The organism is Mesorhizobium sp. LNHC221B00, assembly GCF_000502935.1.
Taxonomy (GTDB): Bacteria; Pseudomonadota; Alphaproteobacteria; order Rhizobiales; family Rhizobiaceae; genus Mesorhizobium; species Mesorhizobium opportunistum.
The window spans coordinates 191,312-205,702 of record NZ_AYWR01000015.1 but is presented as its reverse complement, the minus strand read 5'-3'; the positions used below and the strand labels follow the sequence as shown (position 1 = coordinate 205,702).

Sequence of the window (14,391 nt, the reverse complement as noted above, 5' to 3'; positions counted from 1 at the left end):
AACGAGGACGTCAGGCCGCAACAAGGCATTGCCGTTCCCTTGTTGGCAGCCGGCTTGGCACCCGGCGCCTCAAATAGATTGCGGTCGAACTCTATCTCTGATATAGATGACGAACGAAATCTAAATCAGAGGTCGACATGAGAGTGAGCCGTGCGCAGGCGGAAGCAAATCGCGAAGCGGTGATCGACGCCGCGAGCCGGCTTTTTCGAGAGCATGGCTTCGATGGCATCGGGCTGAAGGACCTGATGAAGGGCGCCGGTCTTACTCAGGGTGGATTCTACAAGCAGTTCGAATCCAAGGACGATCTGGCCGCACGAGCATCGAGGCGGGCGATGGAGCACGCGACCCGGAGATGGTCGGCCGCAATCGCCGCAAGCCCTGACCCGCTCGAGGCCGTGATCGGTTTCTACCTTTCACCCGGACATCGCGAAACGAAGGGCGAGGGTTGTCCATTGGTGGCGCTTGGCTCGGACGCGGCGCGTCAAAGCGAGGAGGTGAGAGAGCCATTCCAGGATGGGATAGCAGCTCACCTCGAGATTCTCGACCAATTGATGCCTGGGGCGGAAGGAGCGGGAGACCATCGCAAAGCGATGGCGATGCTGTCGCTCATGGTGGGTGCCGTAACGATCTCCCGCATCCTGAAAGACGAGGAGATGTCGCGGCGTTTTCTCAGCGCTGCCGCTGGCGAGGTCAGGCAAATAGCGGCTTCGCGGGAATAGCTCCGATACGCACTGCGCATCTTTGACCACCTCGCGGCATGCCATTTGCCGAACATGCGGTGATCGAGATGTCGCCACGACGCTGTCGCGCGAAGGAATCCAACAGAATGACAACCGGAGTACGCATGCGTCGTATCGTTATCACAGGCATGGGAGCAGTTAGCCCGCTCGGAGCCAACGTGCCGACTTCCTGGTCCCGCCTCTTGGCTGGCCGCTCGGGCATCCGGAGGCTTGCGGACGATGTCGTGGGAGACTTGCCGGCAAAGATCGGCGCAACGGTTCCTTCCCTGCAGGAAGACCCCGAAGCCGGCTTCGATCCAGACACCGTCCTGGCCCCGAAGGAACAGCGCAGGGCAGACCGCTTCATCCTCTTCGCACTGGCGGCGGCGGAAGAGGCGCTGTCCCAGGCGAAGTGGAAACCAGTCTCGAACGATGACAAGGCCCGTACCGCGACGATCATCGCTTCGGGTGTCGGAGGATTTCCGGCGATAACCGAAGCTGTGAGAACCGTCGATCAGCGCGGTGTTCGGCGTCTGTCGCCATTCACCGTGCCATCGTTCCTGGTGAACATGGCCGCGGGACAGATTTCCATCCGATACGGCTTCAAGGGACCGCTTGGCGCTCCGGTGACGGCGTGCGCGGCCGGCATTCAGGCGATCGGCGACGCGGCGCGTCTTATCCGCGCCAATGAAGCCGACATCGCGGTGTGCGGCGGAACCGAAGCCTGCATGAACGCGGTCAGTCTCGGCGGTTTCGCCGCGGCACGCTCCCTCTCGACGTCCTTCAATCACCGTCCCGATCAGGCCTCCCGTCCGTTCGACATGTTGCGTGACGGCTTCGTCATGGGTGAGGGGGCCGGTGTCCTGGTCGTCGAGGCATTGAGCCACGCGCTCGCGCGTGGGGCCAAGCCGCTCGCCGAGCTCGTCGGTTACGGCACGACGGCGGACGCTTATCACATCACATCGGGTCCCGAGGATGGCGACGGTGCCCGCCGAGCCATGGAGATCGCGATCAGCCAAGCCGGCATTTCGGCACGGGACGTCCGCCATCTCAATGCGCACGCAACCTCCACGCCGGTCGGCGATGCCGGGGAGATCGAGGCGATCAAAAGGGTCTTTGGCACGGATTTCGGCATAGCTGTCAGCGGGACAAAGGCGGCGACCGGACATCTGCTGGGAGCGGCCGGCGGGCTTGGCGCCATCTTCACGATCCTTGCGCTCAGGGATCAGGTCGCGCCGCCGACACTCAACCTGACGGCCCCCGATCCGGCCGGCGACGGGATCGATTTCGTCGCAAACCAGGCCCGGCCATTGGAGATGGACTACGCGATCTCCAATGGCTTCGGCTTTGGAGGGGTCAATGCCAGTGCGTTGTTCCGGCGCTGGACGGACACGTCATCGAGCGCGAGCGCGGAAGGATCCTCCGGCTGAGATTGCCCCTGACCGCGCCCGCGCATGCCGCATTTCAAGAACACAAATCCGGCTCAGAGAAAGAAGCGAATTCCATGAACAAGATCAATCCCGGCGTCGCCCTCGTGACAGGCGCATCTTCCGGCATTGGCCGCGCTACGGCTGATGCCTTGCTAAGCGCGGGCTATCGCGTATTCGGAACCAGCCGTCGCACGGCCTCCAAGCAATCCGACGGCGTTACCATGCTGACCTGCGACGTGACCGATGATGCGTCTGTCGCGAAACTCGTCGATGACGTCCTGGCCAAGGCCGGACGCATCGACCTGCTCGTCAACAATGCCGGCATGGGTCTGTTTGGCGGTGCGGAGGAGTCCTCGACCGCCCAGGCCCAGGCGCTGTTCGACGTGAACGTCTTCGGCGTCTTCCGCGTGACCAACGCGGTGTTGCCGGCAATGCGGCGCCAGGGGAAGGGCAGAATCGTCAATTTGAGTTCGGTACAGGGGTTCATCCCCGCCCCCTATTTCGCGCTCTACGCGTCGACCAAACATGCCATCGAGGGGTATTCCGAATCGCTCGATCACGAATTGCGCCCGTTCGGCATTCGCGTTTCGTTGGTGGAGCCGGCCTACACCCGTACTTCATTCGAGGACAATCTCGCCGCCCCCGATCAGTTGCTCGATATCTATGACTCCGCGCGCTCCGGCATGACCATGGCCGTGCGGAAATCGATGGAAAAAGGCGATGCGCCCGAAATGGTAGCGGCGACGGTTCTGGCCGCTGCGATCGATCCCGCTCCGAAGAAGCGCTATGCGGCGGGAAAGATGGCGCGCCAGGTCAGTTTGCTGCGCCGCTTCGTCCCCGCATCCGCATTCGACAAAAGCCTGCGAAGACAACTCGGGCTGCCGGTCTGAGACGGGCGTTGGTTTACCGCTGTTTGGGGGGAAACGATGAATCGCGTCAGGCGCGGGACAGTCCGTCGATCAGCGCCATGAGAACTGCGCGATAGTCCTCGGCCGAGGCGCCTGCCTCGATGGCAAGTGCCGCGCGGTCGAACGCAGCAGCAAGCAGCGCGGTCAGTGCTTCCGCCGGCAGTCGTGTCATCATGTTGGCGCGCATCGCCGCGACCAGGCCCTCGCGCAGCGCGCGGTTGCCGTGGCGGTTGTCGATCGCGTCCATGGCGGCGCGGCCGAGGACGGCAGGACCATCAAGCAGCAGCAACCGTGTGCGGCCGGGCGCGCGCATGGCGGCGAGATAGGCGTCCGAGCCGGCGATCAACGCATCGCGGGCTTCGAGCGAGGAAGGGGAGGCGCGATCGATCTCGTCGGCCACTGCCTGCGCCTCCTGCTCGACCACGGCGGCAAACAGCGCCTGCTTGTCGGCGAAGTGGTGATAGAGCGCGCCACGCGTCACGCCGGCGGCGGCTGCGATTTCCGGCGTGCCCGTCTCGGCATAGGATTTTTCCGTGAACAGTTTTCGCGACGCCGCGATCAGGTCGGCGCGCGTGGCCTCGGTACGGTCGCGGTTGGAGCGGCGCGCGGATTCTCGTTGCATACATACAGCCTGTATGTTAATTCAATTTACATGCAGACTGTATGTTGGTTGACGGGAGAAGGAAAGATGAAGACCACGAGCTATTATCCGGTGCTGATGACCGGCGATGTCGCCGGCACGGCGGGCTTCTATGTCGAGCATTTCAGCTTCAAGCCGCTGTTTAAAAGCGACTGGTACGTGCACCTCCAATCGGTGGAAAGCAGCAGGGTCAATCTCGGCATCGTCCGGGGCGACCATGAGACGATCCCGGAAGAGGGACGCGGACGCACATCGGGCCTGCTGATCAATTTCGAAGTGCGCGATCCCGATGCGGTCTACGAACGGATTCTTGCCGCCGGGCTGCCGATCCTGCGAACGCTCCGCGACGAACCTTTCGGCCAGCGCCATTTCATCACCAAAGACCCCAATGGCGTGCTGATCGACGTGATCAAGCCGATCCCGCCCAGCGAAGAATTCCTGGCACAGTACGCGCAGGGCGCGGCGGGAGCATAGCGCTGCCTAGCAGTACTTCTCGGGAGGCGGGACGCAGGAGCCGTGGCCATCCGCGAAGCAAAGCGCCGGATGCCATGAGATCGTTTGTGATTTTCAAGTCACGGATGATGTTGCCGCTGCCTCGACTTCTCCAGCGGCAATAATCCTTGCAGAGAACCTTCTTTGCCTGTTGTATTGTTCCAATAATGGCTGCGTCGGGGGAGGCCATGGCCAAGGACTTCGAGACGGTTCTGCAGTTGGAGCATCGTTCGATCATCCGTCGCCGCAAGGCGCTTGGTGTAAATGTCGTTCCAAGAGATGTAACCGGGGGCAAGCCTGATTCCGTCGCCAAGGGGAATCCGGCGTGGCTGTTCGGTGTCGCACTTTCGGGTGGCGGGATAAGATCGGCTTCGTTCTGCCTCGGCGCACTTCAAGCACTCGACCAATACAAGCTCACGCCCCGGATCGACTATCTGTCGACGGTCTCGGGGGGTGGCTATATCGGATCGGCAATGGTCGCCGATATGACACGTCAGGAGATCGAGCAGGCGAAAACGGGCAAGGACGAGCCGCTCGATTTTCCCTTCGCGTCGGGCGACGATGTGCACGACAATCCGCTCGTCGGCCATATCCGCGACAACAGCCGTTTCCTGGCGCCGCGCGGCTTTCGCGACATCACGCTGTCGATCGGCATCCTGATGCGCGGCTGGATGGTGAATTTCCTCCTGCTTCTGACACTGGTCCTGCCCCTGGCGACGTTCGTCATCCTGACGAACCCGACCACCGACCACCTCGGGCACAGCATCGTTCTCGATGTCGCCAACTGGATGTTCGGAGACGATTGGGGCGAGACGGGATGGACCGCCAGCCTGCGATCCATCGTGGCCAATCCTTTCGTGCTGTCGCGCTCGGGCCTGGTCGTTTTTGCAGTCTGGCTGGTTGCCTGGGGGCTGCGGCGCTCCTACTCCGATAGCTACGCCGCCGCGCGCAAAGGCGAGCATCTCGAACAGGACAGCCTCTGGGCCAAGGATGGCCGTACTCTGCTGCTGGTAACAGGCGGTCTCTTCCTGATCGAAGTTCAACCCAAAATCATCCTCTGGCTGATCGAGGTGACCTCACCGAAATTCGGCCATCGGCAGACGACATTGGAAACGCTCAAGGCTCTGATCACGGCTGCCGCGGCGGTGGTCACAGCCACGGCGGCCTTCAGGGGTATGCTGATTTCCTGGGTGCAGAAAGCCCTCAACTCGCCGAAGATCGGCCACCAGATCCGTGGTTATCTGGCGCGCGCGGCATTCCTGGCGCTCGGCCTTGCCTTGCCTTTGCTCATCTATGGTTTCTTTCTGCTCATTACCCTTTGGGGCATCAAGATATCTCCGATCACATTTTATGGGTTCCATGTATCGTGGATATTTGGCCGTGCCACCGGCTATGCCTATGGCCCAGACTGGCTAACGGCCAACAACCATATCTTGTTTACCGTGCTTGCCCTTTGCATGGCGCTGTTTCTTGCGGGGCGAACCTTTGCGGTTCGCTATCTCGTCGACGACCTGGAGCCTGGCCGGCTCAGCAGCTTCTTTGCCGCGATGGTTCATGACTATAGCGGGTCGATGGTCGCCAAAATATTGGCGGTCGTGGCGGGTTCCGTCGTTTTCGCGGTGGCCGCGAGAATGGTTAAAGATGTCTGGCAGGCGGACGAATTCACAGTGCTGCTCAACTATCTGGCCATCACCGTTATCGTCATAATGGTGGCCTTCAATTTCACCGAGAACGCCAACGGCCTGCACCGCCTCTACCGCGACCGGCTCCGCTGGGCGTTCCGCCTTGGCGGCAGTGAAGATCAGGCTGACATCGCGTTGAAGGACCTCGGTGTGAAGGCGCCCTATCTGCTGATAAATGGCACATTGAACGTCCGCCGCGCCAGGCAGGCCGCCGATCCGCCGAGAAAGTCTTTTGTCGCCGGCGCGACCCGCTGGGTGGGAAGAAAGATCGCTGCTGCCATAAGGCTGCGAGCTTGGTGGGGCGGCCCGGACATCGTCCTAGCGGGCCGCCGTCCTCCAGCGCCGGCCCCTGTCAGCCCGACAGCAGTCGACCCGAGCAAGCGAGGACGCAATGCCGAGTTCTTTCTGTTCTCAAAACATTTCGTCGGCAGTGAATCGACCGGCTATGCGACCTCCGCCGCGATGGCCAGGGAAGAGGGGCAGCTGGATCTCGCGGCGGCGGCAGCGATTTCGGGCGCCGCCATCTCCTCGAGCATGGGTCGCATCAGTCTCGGCCTGCTCGGACCAACCCTGGCCCTGCTCAACCTGCGGCTGGGGTTCTGGCTTCCTAATCCGAGTGGGACCGCGTTTGAGGACGAGCGCGAAAGACCGGTCTGGCGTGCGACCGAGGAGGATACTTCCCGGCGAAGCTGGGAGGACATATTGCGGCTGTATCTTCTCGCCGAGGCGACGGGGCAGCTGAGGTCGGACAGTTCGCGCGTCTACATCACCGATGGCGGCCATATCGACAATATCGGCCTGTACCAACTGCTCAAGCGCAAGTGCAAGCTGATCATCGTGGTCGATGCCGAAGCCGATGCCGGCATGAATTTTGGTGCGTTCACCGATGTCCAACGCTTCGCCAGGATCGATCTCGGCGTGCGCATCTCGCTCGACTGGCGGCCAGTCAGGGATGCGGCGCTGATGCGCGACGCCAACCGCAACAAGATTATCCCGCCGGAATCGGAGCTGCATCTCAGGCATTTCGCGGTCGGCAAGATCCTCTACGAGAATGATCCTGTCGAAGGGATCCTTCTCTATGTCAAGGCGTCGGTGACCGGCGACGAACCCGACTATGTTCTCGACTACGAGCGCCGTTATCCGCTTTTCCCAAATGAGCCGACGAGCGATCAGTTCTTTTCGGAAGAGCAGATGGAAGCTTACCGCGCGCTTGGATTCCACGCCATGCGCGTGGCCCTTCGCGAACGGCCGCAAACCGCTTTCATCAAGAGCCTCGACAGCATGCAGGCAGGTCTGGTCACCCTGCTGAAGGCCCGTCTGGGCAATCAGGGGGAGGAAATCAAATAGCGACCGGTGGGCAGTTTCGGGGTCGTTTCCGTTAATGCTCCAGCGGCCCGCGTCGCTAGCCAGCCCGCGCCACCGGCGTCACCGTCAGCTGGCTGACGCCGGTGCGGCGCACCACGGTGCATAGCGTCTCGCGGCCGATGCGCTCGGCGTCGAGCATGCGCACGAGATCATCGACACCGGTGACCGGGCGGCCGTCGATGGCGGCGATGATGTCGCCTTCCTTGAGGCCTGCCTTGGCCGCCGGGCCGTCCTTCTCGATGCTGCGCAGGCGCACCGCCGTCTTGCTCGACACTTGCGACAGCAGTGCCGCGCGGCGCGGCAGGTTGACGGTGTCGGCCGAGATGCCGATGAAGGCGCGGCGCACGCGGCCGAAGCGGATGATCTCCGAAATGACGAACCTGGCGGTGTTGGAGGCGACCGCGAAGGCGATGCCTTGCGCACCGTGGATCATGGCGGTGTTGACGCCGATGACCTCACCGGCCGACGACACCAGCGGCCCGCCGGAATTGCCGGGATTGAGTGCCGCGTCGGTCTGGATGACATCGTCGATCAGCCGGCCGGTCGAGGCCCGCATCGAGCGGCCGAGCGCGGAGACGACGCCCGAGGTGACGGTCCATTCGAAGCCCAGGGGGTTGCCGATGGCAACGGCGATCTGGCCGCGCCGCAGCCGCTTGGAATCGCCAAGCGGCGCGACATCGACGAAGCTGCCGTCGGCACGCACCAGCGCGATGTCGGTGTCGGGGTCGCGGCCAAGCACGCGGCCTTCGCTGGAGGCGCCGTCGGGCATCGAGACGCGCACCGTTCTGGCGTCGCCGACAACGTGGAAGTTGGTGACGACCAGCCCATCCGGCGCAATGACGAAGCCGGAGCCATGGCCGCCCTGGCCGCCCACCCGCTCGATGCGGCAGACGGCAGGACCGATGCGGTCGACGGCGTCCGCCACCGTCGTCGAATAGGCGTCGAGCAATGTATCGTCGGATTCGAATTTGGCGGCGGCGAGGGCCATGCAAGGGCTCCGTGTTTTCAGGCGTGGCGATGGCTTTTTCCTGTAGGTGCCGTTCTCCCGAAACCGCTGAGCACTTTTGGGCGACACGCACTATATGTGCGGAGCGGCTGGAAGCGCCGCGACCTGACCAGATGGCCAGTCAAACCGGCAACTAGCCGTCAGGCGAGTACCTTCCAGCGTGCTGCCGCGCGATATCTGGGACATGCGAGAAACCCAGGAGACCCCTATGAGCGACTTCAATCTGAGTGCGTTTTCCCAAGCCATTGCCGATCTCGCCGCCAAGGCGGCGCCGGCAATGGCGAGCTTCGCCACGCACGATCACCGCACGGCAAGCGCCTTCCATTGGGGCGACGGCTATTTCGTCACCGCCGAGGAGGCCGTCGAGGCGGGCGAGGAGATCGAGCTGACGCTGGCCTCTGGGGGGACGGTGAAGGCCGAGCTGGTTGGCCGCGATCCTTCGACGGGCGTTGCGCTGCTGAGGCCCGCAGATACCGCCACGACGCCTGTACTTGCGAGGGCCGATGCCGTTCGGCCTGGGAACATCGCCATAGCCATCGGCAGCAGCCAGGGCTCGGCGCTCGCCGTATCGGGCTCGGTCGGCGAAGTCGGTCCGGCCTGGCGCTCGATGCGCGGCGGCACGATCGACCGGCGCATCAATCTGGCCGTCGGCGCCGGCGGCCGCTTCGAGGGTGGCCCGGTGCTGGACGCCAAGGGCGCGCTGATCGGCATGCTGTTGTTCGGTCCGCGCGGCCGCGCGCTGGTCATGCCTTACGAGACGATCGAGCGAGCCGTTGCCACCTTGCGCGAAAAGGGGCATGTCGCGCGCGGCTATCTCGGCGCCGGCCTGCATCCGGTGCGTGACCGCGATGCCAAGGGCGCGATGGTGATGAGCCTCGACGACAGTGGCCCCGCCAAGGCCGCAGGCCTGTCCCTGGGCGACATCATCGTGGCATGGAACGGCGAGACCGTGCACGGCCCGCGCGACCTGATCCGCAGGCTCGGGCCCGACAGCGCCGGGGTTTCTGTAACCCTTGGCGTGGTGCGTGGCGGCGAACAGCGCGATGTGACATTGACCATTGGCGAAAAACCGCTGAGCTGAGAGGATCGATGGAAACGCTCGCCGGCGACCGGATCATGGCTGACGGCGCCGCCTCGCGGCGGCTGGTGGTGCTGATCGCGCTTGCCGATGCCGCGCGTGCCGAGCATCTGGCCGCCTCGCTTGCCGCCTCCGATGACCTGCTGCCGGTGGTGGCTGGCGGCGGCACGGCCGGTGTCGCCATCGTCGACGAGAGCAGCGGAGATGCCGTGCCGGCCTCCATGCCGCGCGTGCTGCTGTCGGGACGCGCCGGCGGCGAACGGCCCGCCGGCGAGGTGTTTGCCGTCATGCCAATGGACGCGGACGATTTGCTGATCGCCGCGGCGGCACGGCTGGCGGCGGCCGGTTATCGCGTCTCGGGCGATGGCAGGGGCGGACGCCATGAGGATTTCCATGCCGGCGACGGCGAGCCGTTCGAGGATGAAGCGGACGAGCACGCCGCCCGCCCGGCACTGTCTCCCCGCGAGGCGGAAGTGCTGGCGCTGCTTGCCGAAGGCGCGCCCAACAAGGTGATCGCACGCCGGCTCAACATTTCCGTGCACACGGCGAAGTTCCATGTCGCCGCGATCCTGATCAAACTCGGTGCGGCCAACCGCACTGACGCCATCGCCATTGCGATGCGGCAGGGGCTGGTGCTGGTCTAGGAGCGATGTTTCCGGCGGATTTGGCGATCATCGGAAGCGTCAGTACTGCCCCTTGCACTATACGGGGACGAAGTGCCTGCAGGTGAGGGGCAGCGCGACGCCGCGAACGAGGTGTTCATCATCTGGTCGGAATTCCGAGTTCGTCGTAACCGAGTATCTCATCTTCCGTCATTGGGTGATCGCGCTTTGGTATCCGACTTGCTTGTTCTGAAATTTCCAAAAGCCTCATCAACTCAGACTCCTTTCGCCGGAACATCGGGCTTTCACGAGTAATTTCGTTTTCGAGGCTCTGCCGGATCGCCTCCGTCACGGACACGCCGCGGCTGCTGGCAAGCTCTCGCGCCAGTTGCTCCACTTCGCTATTCTCAATCAACAAAGCCATTTGATGATCTGCCATTCGGTGGGAAATAATATGCCAAATTTGTTGTAGCGCCACCGTTTGCAGCCAACAGTGCATAGGACCCTCCGCAGCGTCATCATCGCCTTCCGTGGCAAGCACTTGTATCCCGCCGCGCCACAGGCAAGGATCGCGCAAAGAACCAGTTCAGGCGGAGGAAAAATGTCGCTCAAGGGAAAGACGCTGTTCATCTCCGGCGGGTCGCGCGGCATCGGCCTGGCGATCGCGCTGCGCGCCGCGCGCGACGGCGCCAATGTGACGATCGCCGCCAAGACCGCCGAGCCGCATCCGAAGCTGCCGGGCACGATCTACACCGCGGCTGAAGAAATCGAGCAGGCCGGCGGCAAGGCGCTGCCAATGCTGTGCGACATCCGCGAGGAGGCGCAGGTCGCCGAAGCCGTCGCGAAGACCGTGGAGAAATTCGGCGGCATCGATATCTGCGTCAACAATGCCAGCGCCATCCAGCTCACCGGCACGCTGGAGACCGATATGAAGCGCTACGACCTGATGCATGAGATCAACACGCGCGGCACCTTCCTGGTGTCTAAAATGTGCATTCCGCACCTGAAGTTAGCCAGCAATCCTCACATCCTGAATCTGGCGCCGCCGCTCGACATGAAGGCTAAATGGTTCAAGAACCACGTCGCCTACACCATGGCCAAGTTCGGCATGTCGATGTGCACGCTGGGCATGAGCGCCGAATTCGCCAAGGACGGCATCGCGGTCAATTCGCTGTGGCCGATCTCGACCATCGACACGGCGGCGGTGCGCAATCTTCTGGGCGGCGCGACGGTGGCGGCAATGAGCCGTTCGCCAGACATCATGGCCGATGCCGCGCATGCCATCTTCATGCGGTCGTCACGCGACACGTCAGGCAATTTCTATATCGACGAAGAGGTGCTGCGCGCCGAGGGGATCAGCGACTTTTCGGTTTACGCGCCCGGCGCGACCGGGCCGCTGGCCGGCGACTTTTTTGTGCCGGACGAGGTGTTTGCGAATTCCAATACGAAGATCAGGACGACCTTCTAAAGATGCCTTGGGTAGTCCATTCGCTGATGCAAAATGCGTACAACGTCGATTGATCGATCGGCAATTCGCAAAAAAAGTACGTGAGAGCCAACGGCATATTTCAACAGACCAGGCCGAAATATTCTCCGCGTTTTTTTGCCATCGCCGGAAATTGGTCTATCAAATTTATGATTGAGCGAATGGTGCGGATATAGACCTCCGCCCGCTCGGCCCCCCATTCTTTCAGGGAGTGATCCCAAATCTGGTCCAGATCTGCTTTCGCTTTCGGCGAGAACCTGACGGTTCGCTTCATCCACGCTTCTTCGACTCTAGAAATGCGTCGAAGTCGAATGGCTCTGGACCGCCTGACATATCCCCTTCATCTATGGCGGAGCGGAGTTGCTCCAGCTTTAGCTCTTGCTCTTCCAAAAGACCAAGGCCGGCTCGAACGGTTTCGCTTGCCGACCCAAAACGGCCATTCGCTATCTGCCGCTGGATAAAGGCGTCGTACTGGTCGCCTAGGGTGACGGAGGTGTTCTTGGGCATGGTGGGTCTCCAATACCAATAGATGGTATCAACTTACCCGAATGCCAGCAAGCGCTCGGATGAGCGAGGCTTCACGCCACGTCCTTCTTGCCGCTTCATGGGCTGGTTGCGGTGATTTCTCTCGTCGATGCTGGACCCGTATTTCGGTCAGCTCGCCGCGGTTTGCAAGGCGAATTGCGGAAGCAAAAAACCCCGCCGGAGAGGGCCGGCGGGGCTCAGTGCGTCCCGCTGGAGTCGGGACGGGGCAGGGAACGCCCAGTCCTGAATCTGGGGTAGGCCACCTCACGCTTCAATGAGCCGGACCTGATGCCCGGACAATTCTTGTTGAACCCGGGCTGTCGTCCGCATTTCCGCCCATCCCGGTTCTCCGGGATGGGGCCTTGTTGCCGATCTGATTCCAGAAGCCGGCTCAAGCTCCTGGAAATACAGATTTAATGGACCATGATCTTTCCGGATCAGGGTCAGTTGTTGCTGGCCACCGGCGCCACCAGCGGGGTGATGCGGCGGATCGCGACACGCCGGTTCTCGCGGTTGGGCGCCGAGGTGTCGACCTTCAGATACTCCTCGCCATAGCCCTGCGTCGTCAGGTTCTCCGCCGGGATGCCGAAGGCGTTGGTCAGTGCTTCGGCAACCGCTTCGGCGCGGCGATCCGACAAGGCCAGGTTTGCCTCCGGCGTGCCGACGGCGTCGGTATGGCCTTCGATCAGGAAGGTTTCGGCCGGGTTCTTCTTCAAAAGCTTCTCCATGGCGTCGGCGACGCCCTGCAGCTTCTGCACCTCGGTATCGGAAATCGAGGACGAACCGAATTCGAAGTTCAGCGTGTCAAGGTCGATGCGCCGCGCAATGTCACGCACGCGCGCCGAACGCTTGACCTCGTTGATCGAATAGAGACGCTGGACCCGCTCTACCGGCGGCTGTTCGAGGAAGGTGTAGTAGTCGTCGTCGCTTTCGACATCCTCGGAATCCAGGATGTAGTCCCGGCGCGGAATGGTCAGCCGCATCGGCGGCAGGTCGTCGCCGGGATCGCGCCAGTCGTTTTCATCCTCATAGTGCCGCTCGTCGACATAGCTCAGCACATATTCGCGTCCATCCGGCGCAATGCGCGAACGCTGGATGACGTCGCCATAACGGTTGCGGATGGTGACGATCCGGACACCGTTGTCACGTTCGACGACTTCCCGGGTGCGATCGCCCGACAGATCCTCATAGTACACGTTCCTGGCGCCGCGGGTCATGCGCGGGGCATCATTGCTTTGGACGAATGTCTGGTTGTTGAACTGCAGGATGACGCGATCGCCGAGTTCCCTGACGACATTGACGCCTTTCGGACGCTGGCGGTCGCGGACGTTCTCATCGGGTGCTCGCTCTACGCGCTTGCCCTTTTCCTCCGTCACCGGGGCGATTTTTTCAGGCTGGATTGCCTGCTGGGCCGACTTGTCGTCGGTGGGTGGCGGACCCTGGTCGACAGGAGCGACCACGGGCTTGCGGCCCTGATCGGTGCCTTGCTGAGCGTTTTGGCCACCATTCTGCTGATCACCGTTCTGCTCGCCATTCTGGTTGGCCGGCTTCCTGCCGCCCTGGCCGTTCTCGCCGCGACCCTTGCGCCGGGCATCCTTCTGGCTGTCGAGAATAGGGGCGGCGTTCTTGTCAGCGGGTGCCTCGCCCTGCACGGGGGTTTCGCCTTGGACAGGCGCGGCCTTGCCGCCGGTGGCAGGCTGTTCACCCGTTGCCGGCTGCTCGCCAGTCTGCTGCTGTTGCCCGTTTGCAGGCTGCTCGCCGTTTGCAGGCTGCTCGCCGGCCGGCTTCCTGCCGTGCTTCTTCGTCTTGTCCTGGGGCTGTTCGCCCTGGGCGGGAGCCTGTTCGCCGGCAGGGGCCTGCTCCGCCTTGGGTGTCGGCTGTTCGGCCGGAGCTTCCTTTGGGGTGGGCACGGGCGCGGCCTCTTGCTGGCCCTGCTTGTGCTTCTTGCGCGGGTTCTCGCCTGGCTGGTTGTCGTTGGCGGGGGCTGCCTCGCCGGCCGGCGCCTGCTCGGTCTGCTGTTGCTGCTGATCGCGCTTTTTCCTGCGTGGCTGCTGCTCGTCCGTGGCGGGAGCGGCTTCGCCGGCCGGCGCTTGCTCGGTCTGCTGTTGCTGCTGGTCGCGCTTTTTCCTGCGCGGCTGCTGCTCGTCCGTGGCGGGAGCGGCTTCGCCGGCGGGTGCCTGTTCAACCTGTTGCTGCTGGTCGCGCTTCTTCCTGCGCGGCTGCTGCTCGTCGGTGGCGGGAGCTTCGCCGGCGGGTGCCTGTTCGACCTGTTGCTGCTGGTCGCGCTTCTTCCTGCGCGGCTGCTGCTCATCCGTGGCGGGAGCGGCTTCGCCGGCGGGTGCCTGTTCGGCCTGTTGCTGCTGGTCGCGCTTCTTNGGTCGCGCTTTTTCCTGCGCGGCTGCTGCTCGTCCGTGGCGGGAGCGGCTTCGCCGGCGGGTGCCTGTTCGGCCTGTTGCTG

The 14,391-nt window shown here is 63.1% G+C and carries 14 protein-coding genes; 8 read left to right on the top strand and 6 right to left on the bottom strand.

Going from position 1 to position 14,391, the window contains the following annotated elements; genetic code table 11:
* The first annotated feature begins 137 nt into the window (after positions 1 to 137).
* From X741_RS146590 to X741_RS146600, 3 genes are all read left to right on the top strand, one after another.
* Positions 138 to 719, top strand: coding sequence for a TetR/AcrR family transcriptional regulator (locus X741_RS146590; RefSeq protein WP_023779098.1), 582 nt, complete (start codon positions 138 to 140; stop codon positions 717 to 719).
* Positions 720 to 844: 125 nt separating this feature from the next.
* Positions 845 to 2,149, top strand: a complete 1,305-nt coding sequence (fabF, locus tag X741_RS146595; protein WP_023779097.1) for a beta-ketoacyl-ACP synthase II — start codon at positions 845 to 847, stop codon at positions 2,147 to 2,149.
* Between the two features lie 74 nt (positions 2,150 to 2,223).
* Positions 2,224 to 3,039, top strand: coding sequence for an oxidoreductase (locus tag X741_RS146600; protein ID WP_023779096.1), 816 nt, complete (start codon positions 2,224 to 2,226; stop codon positions 3,037 to 3,039).
* A gap of 46 nt (positions 3,040 to 3,085) precedes the next feature.
* Here the strand turns inward: X741_RS146600 and X741_RS146605 are convergent, their stop codons facing one another.
* The gene (locus X741_RS146605; protein ID WP_023779095.1) at positions 3,086 to 3,679 is read right to left on the bottom strand and encodes a TetR/AcrR family transcriptional regulator; all 594 of its coding nucleotides are present in this window, start codon (positions 3,677 to 3,679) and stop codon (positions 3,086 to 3,088) included.
* Between the two features lie 66 nt (positions 3,680 to 3,745).
* Here X741_RS146605 and X741_RS146610 point away from each other — a divergent pair, with 66 nt between their 5' ends.
* Positions 3,746 to 4,171 (top strand): VOC family protein, encoded by a 426-nt coding sequence (locus X741_RS146610; RefSeq protein ID WP_023779094.1) that lies wholly within the window; start codon positions 3,746 to 3,748, stop codon positions 4,169 to 4,171.
* Positions 4,172 to 4,377: 206 nt separating this feature from the next.
* The gene (locus tag X741_RS1000000167645) at positions 4,378 to 7,218 is read left to right on the top strand and encodes a patatin-like phospholipase family protein (protein WP_031250259.1); all 2,841 of its coding nucleotides are present in this window, start codon (positions 4,378 to 4,380) and stop codon (positions 7,216 to 7,218) included.
* Between the two features lie 55 nt (positions 7,219 to 7,273).
* Here X741_RS1000000167645 and X741_RS146615 read toward each other — a convergent pair whose 3' ends face one another.
* Positions 7,274 to 8,224 (bottom strand): trypsin-like peptidase domain-containing protein, encoded by a 951-nt coding sequence (locus tag X741_RS146615; RefSeq protein ID WP_023779092.1) that lies wholly within the window; start codon positions 8,222 to 8,224, stop codon positions 7,274 to 7,276.
* A 226-nt stretch (positions 8,225 to 8,450) separates the two neighbouring features.
* Between X741_RS146615 and X741_RS146620 the strand changes: the two genes are divergently transcribed.
* Both X741_RS146620 and X741_RS146625 read left to right on the top strand, forming a co-directional pair.
* The gene (locus tag X741_RS146620; protein ID WP_023779091.1) at positions 8,451 to 9,323 is read left to right on the top strand and encodes a S1C family serine protease; all 873 of its coding nucleotides are present in this window, start codon (positions 8,451 to 8,453) and stop codon (positions 9,321 to 9,323) included.
* Between the two features lie 8 nt (positions 9,324 to 9,331).
* Positions 9,332 to 9,964 (top strand): helix-turn-helix transcriptional regulator, encoded by a 633-nt coding sequence (locus tag X741_RS146625; protein ID WP_023779090.1) that lies wholly within the window; start codon positions 9,332 to 9,334, stop codon positions 9,962 to 9,964.
* A gap of 118 nt (positions 9,965 to 10,082) precedes the next feature.
* Here the strand turns inward: X741_RS146625 and X741_RS146630 are convergent, their stop codons facing one another.
* Positions 10,083 to 10,421, bottom strand: coding sequence for a type II toxin-antitoxin system VapB family antitoxin (locus X741_RS146630; protein WP_245272756.1), 339 nt, complete (start codon positions 10,419 to 10,421; stop codon positions 10,083 to 10,085).
* A 102-nt stretch (positions 10,422 to 10,523) separates the two neighbouring features.
* On the opposite strand from X741_RS146630, the gene X741_RS146635 reads away from it, so the two are divergent.
* The gene (locus tag X741_RS146635) at positions 10,524 to 11,390 is read left to right on the top strand and encodes an NAD(P)-dependent oxidoreductase (protein ID WP_023779088.1); all 867 of its coding nucleotides are present in this window, start codon (positions 10,524 to 10,526) and stop codon (positions 11,388 to 11,390) included.
* 100 nt (positions 11,391 to 11,490) lie between these two features.
* Here the strand turns inward: X741_RS146635 and X741_RS1000000171125 are convergent, their stop codons facing one another.
* The 3 genes from X741_RS1000000171125 to X741_RS1000000171120 all read right to left on the bottom strand — a co-directional run bounded on the left by X741_RS1000000171125 (position 11,491) and on the right by X741_RS1000000171120 (position 13,843).
* Complete coding sequence (locus X741_RS1000000171125; RefSeq protein ID WP_051410487.1) at positions 11,491 to 11,682, bottom strand: type II toxin-antitoxin system RelE/ParE family toxin; 192 nt, start codon at positions 11,680 to 11,682, stop codon at positions 11,491 to 11,493.
* Positions 11,679 to 11,915, bottom strand: a complete 237-nt coding sequence (locus X741_RS146640; protein WP_023779087.1) for a type II toxin-antitoxin system ParD family antitoxin — start codon at positions 11,913 to 11,915, stop codon at positions 11,679 to 11,681. Before X741_RS146640 ends, X741_RS1000000171125 begins: the two co-directional genes overlap by 4 nt.
* Positions 11,916 to 12,376: 461 nt before the next feature.
* Positions 12,377 to 13,843: an OmpA family protein gene (locus X741_RS1000000171120; protein ID WP_023779086.1), complete on the bottom strand. Its 1,467-nt coding sequence runs from the start codon at positions 13,841 to 13,843 to the stop codon at positions 12,377 to 12,379.
* Between the last annotated feature and the right edge of the window lie 548 nt (positions 13,844 to 14,391).

Coding starts and splice junctions, on each gene's coding strand:
- X741_RS1000000171125 (WP_051410487.1), bottom strand. CDS start 11,682: ATGAAGCGAACCGTCAGGTTCTCGCCGAAAGCGAAAGCAGATCTGGAC.
- X741_RS146600 (WP_023779096.1), top strand. CDS start 2,224: ATGAACAAGATCAATCCCGGCGTCGCCCTCGTGACAGGCGCATCTTCC.
- X741_RS1000000167645 (WP_031250259.1), top strand. CDS start 4,378: ATGGCCAAGGACTTCGAGACGGTTCTGCAGTTGGAGCATCGTTCGATC.
- X741_RS146635 (WP_023779088.1), top strand. CDS start 10,524: ATGTCGCTCAAGGGAAAGACGCTGTTCATCTCCGGCGGGTCGCGCGGC.
- fabF (WP_023779097.1), top strand. CDS start 845: ATGCGTCGTATCGTTATCACAGGCATGGGAGCAGTTAGCCCGCTCGGA.
- X741_RS146605 (WP_023779095.1), bottom strand. CDS start 3,679: ATGCAACGAGAATCCGCGCGCCGCTCCAACCGCGACCGTACCGAGGCC.
- X741_RS146620 (WP_023779091.1), top strand. CDS start 8,451: ATGAGCGACTTCAATCTGAGTGCGTTTTCCCAAGCCATTGCCGATCTC.
- X741_RS146615 (WP_023779092.1), bottom strand. CDS start 8,224: ATGGCCCTCGCCGCCGCCAAATTCGAATCCGACGATACATTGCTCGAC.
- X741_RS146610 (WP_023779094.1), top strand. CDS start 3,746: ATGAAGACCACGAGCTATTATCCGGTGCTGATGACCGGCGATGTCGCC.
- X741_RS146640 (WP_023779087.1), bottom strand. CDS start 11,915: ATGCCCAAGAACACCTCCGTCACCCTAGGCGACCAGTACGACGCCTTT.
- X741_RS146630 (WP_245272756.1), bottom strand. CDS start 10,421: ATGCACTGTTGGCTGCAAACGGTGGCGCTACAACAAATTTGGCATATT.
- X741_RS146625 (WP_023779090.1), top strand. CDS start 9,332: ATGGAAACGCTCGCCGGCGACCGGATCATGGCTGACGGCGCCGCCTCG.
- X741_RS146590 (WP_023779098.1), top strand. CDS start 138: ATGAGAGTGAGCCGTGCGCAGGCGGAAGCAAATCGCGAAGCGGTGATC.